The 2856-nt window shown below is 41.0% G+C and carries 3 protein-coding genes; all 3 read right to left on the bottom strand.

The annotated features are described in order from the left end of the window. Window positions 1-96: 96 nt before the first annotated feature. The 3 genes from DSM03_RS18875 to DSM03_RS18865 are packed head-to-tail and all read right to left on the bottom strand — an operon-like array spanning window position 97 to window position 2609. Window positions 97-585 carry a hypothetical protein gene (locus DSM03_RS18875; protein ID WP_128763489.1) on the bottom strand — a complete coding sequence of 163 codons (489 nt, stop codon included), beginning with the start codon at window positions 583-585 and terminating at the stop codon, window positions 97-99. An 18-nt stretch (window positions 586-603) separates the two neighbouring features. Continuing rightward, the gene (locus DSM03_RS19180) at window positions 604-1017 is read right to left on the bottom strand and encodes a hypothetical protein (RefSeq protein WP_236643965.1); all 414 of its coding nucleotides are present in this window, start codon (window positions 1015-1017) and stop codon (window positions 604-606) included. A gap of 50 nt (window positions 1018-1067) precedes the next feature. Continuing rightward, window positions 1068-2609 carry an IS1182 family transposase gene (locus tag DSM03_RS18865; RefSeq protein WP_128763488.1) on the bottom strand — a complete coding sequence of 514 codons (1542 nt, stop codon included), beginning with the start codon at window positions 2607-2609 and terminating at the stop codon, window positions 1068-1070. Window positions 2610-2856: the final 247 nt, after the last annotated feature.

Below are 2856 nucleotides of genomic sequence, written 5' to 3'. Positions count from 1 at the left end.
CCGTATACGAGACCCGTACGTGCGGTGGTGTGAGAGGCGCAGTCCGTTCCTAATTAGGGGCGGACCCGTCTACTCGATTGTAGCACGTTTTTTTATTCATAATAATTTTCCAATTCTTTGAATTTCGCCTTTCATAGTCGATTCTGGACTTTGTTCAATTGAATACCCTTCCGCCACAATTTCAAAACAAGTGTCGTGAAAGAAAAAGATGTAGTGTTTATATTTTGAAAATTGTTCGTCTTTGTGATATGGATGTACTGAGTTCATCTTTACCAATTCCTTTATCCATTCCGATTCAGTCACTTTTTGAATTGAGTACGGCTGAAGTCCGAGTTTGTACAATGGGTGTCCATTAATCGATTCATCATTTGGATCGCCAAATTTGAATTGTGCAAATCGCTCAAACTTAACGGTAGCAATTCCTTCATCATTTTCTGTTTGCATATAAACTTTCGAACCGTCCCAACTGGGGCCAATATTACTCACATAGAAAATCAGATAAATATGATGTTCATTTGATAAAATTGTCGGCATTGGTGCTCCTACATCAATGTCAAACCCATCTTTTATCTGTTCAATTTTCATTCTATCAGTGAGTTTTTTTTAATTTAACATCTTCTCAATTGAGTCTCTGTCAACTTTCAGCCTTTCAAGAATAAATTGAGCGAAACGCTTATTTAATTTTTTGTACTTGTCAAAATCATCCATTAGTCCAGAAACATATAGCCGCTCGTTCACTGTCATTCCACCTAACTCATATAAGTCTGGTTTTTCTAGAGCACTCATAATTTTCTGCTGAAGTTCTCGCCATTCTTGCTGTATTCTAATTCGGGCAATTATAGCTGAATCCTTATCGCCATGAATGTCTCTCATTCTGTAATCGGCTTCAGCTGGGTTGTCCGGATTTACAAATTGGTTAATGCTCAGATTGAAAAGAGCTTGACCAAATCGCAGTTCAGGGTCTCGATTCAGTGCTTCTTCAATTGCATTTAATATTATTCTATGCTCTTCAGTCATTCTTTAATGTGCTACAACGGCAGTCCGTCTCAAAACCACCTGTTTATTCCTTAAAAGTAATTGAAGTTCCTCCGATATCCAACAGAAAGCGAATATGGGATTGTTTTTGTTTTAAGACTGTAGTTTAACTTCATAGGTCTTTTAAAGGCCTTAATGAGCGCTAAACCATACGCTATAGCACAATGAATAGCCGTGAAGACCCCAAGCTTAAACAACCTTTTAAGGTTGTAGACCAGCAGCATCAGTCCTAGATCTGCAGATGCGGCTTGCAGCCCTCTTTTGGTCAAGATATGATCAAAGCCCCATTGGCGCTTGATCGTACCATAAGGATGCTCCACTAAGGCCTGCCTCTTTTTATAAAGCTCACCGCTTTGAGCAATACGTTTAGCATTGTCCTGAATGTTTTGCGTGTACTGACTGCGCTGTATGACCTTTCCATTGACTTTTGAAGTAGTGCAATTATCTCGTACCGGGCAGGTTTTACAGGCTTTGGTTTTATATTGTTTAAAGGTGTAGTTACGCACTTTATACTGTGTTTGATTGGAGCTAAGTACTTTGCCCTGCGGACAGGTATAAGTGTCTTGCTGCGGATTATAGTTAAAATGCTCTGCATTGTATTTGGGGTCCGGGGCCTGACTTTTTCTTCCTATAGCAGGTATGGCTACCAGAGTAGCAATGCCTAATTGATCTGCAGTGTAGAACTCACTTCCTGTGTGATAGCCCTTGTCATAAAGGGCGGTGAAGTGGGTTGTGCGTAAGATGGTTTTAGCTCTGGTGAGCATACCGCCCATTGCTTTTTTATCATTAGCGTTGGTGAGTTTATAATCGATCAGGATTTTGTTTTGAGCATCTACGGTGGTTTGGGCGGTGTAGCATACTTCGGTAATGGTTCCGCGTACGATTTGATGTCTGCTGTCGGGATCAGAGGTTGATAGTTGCGGATTGGAAGAAGAGGTGTCCTGCTCCAGTTGGTTTTTGATCTGCTGGTATTTTACACATTGAGCTTTACGCTTATCTATTTGCTGTTGTACTTCTTCTTTAAGGTCTCCATCAGCGTTGGCCAGTTCGTGATTATGTTCTTCGAGCTTTTTATCAATATACTCCAGATGGCGCTGTACCTTCTTTTTGTTGTAGTTATTTTTCTTGCTGTTTTGGGCTCTGAGTTTAGTAGAGTCACCGGCGATAAGCGTGGCTCCGATCAGGTTGAAGTTACGCGCCAATTGCACGCTCTGGTGGACTACCCGCTTGATGGCCTTTGGGTTGTCTTTTCTAAAACGGGCAATGGTATTATGATCAGGCTGCAGGTTTTTGATCAGCCAGATTACTTCAATATTGCGCTGGCACTCTTTTTCCAATATGCGGGAGGAAAGCATACGGTTCATATAGCCGTAAATGTAAAGCTTAAGAAGATCTTCCGGGTTATAAGGCGGTCTGCCTTGAGTAGCTCTAGATTGAAAGCCCAGCGCTTGGAGATCTAACAGATTTACAAACTGATCAATGAGTCGCACACTGTTATCCAGAGGGATCATATCATCTAAACAGGTCGTGTATAAGGTAAGTTGCTGGCGGGGTTGTCCTTGTCGATATTCCATCCATGAAATTAATCTTTTTAAATAAAATATCCTAGGGTTTTGAGACAGTCTGACGTTTTTGGCTATGGTTTGCTGCGTTGGTTAAGCAATAAATTTAGTAAATAAACCCTATCTTTTACGCTTGCGTGGTTTTCGAAGGAAAAACTACCAAGCAGTAAACTATAGCCGGTGTGTGTGCCCAGTATGGGCATCTTTTGTTTTACCGAAAGGTAAAATATTAATCTAGAGGGTGCAAGTCCCTTATGGG

Origin of the sequence: Leeuwenhoekiella aestuarii (assembly GCF_004104055.1) — a bacterium.
Lineage (GTDB): Bacteria > Bacteroidota > Bacteroidia > Flavobacteriales > Flavobacteriaceae > Leeuwenhoekiella > Leeuwenhoekiella aestuarii.
The sequence above is the reverse complement of the archived record's forward strand: the minus strand, read 5'-3'. Positions and strand labels throughout refer to the sequence as shown.

Coding starts and splice junctions, on each gene's coding strand:
- DSM03_RS18875 (WP_128763489.1), bottom strand. CDS start 585: ATGAAAATTGAACAGATAAAAGATGGGTTTGACATTGATGTAGGAGCA.
- DSM03_RS19180 (WP_236643965.1), bottom strand. CDS start 1,017: ATGACTGAAGAGCATAGAATAATATTAAATGCAATTGAAGAAGCACTG.
- DSM03_RS18865 (WP_128763488.1), bottom strand. CDS start 2,609: ATGGAATATCGACAAGGACAACCCCGCCAGCAACTTACCTTATACACG.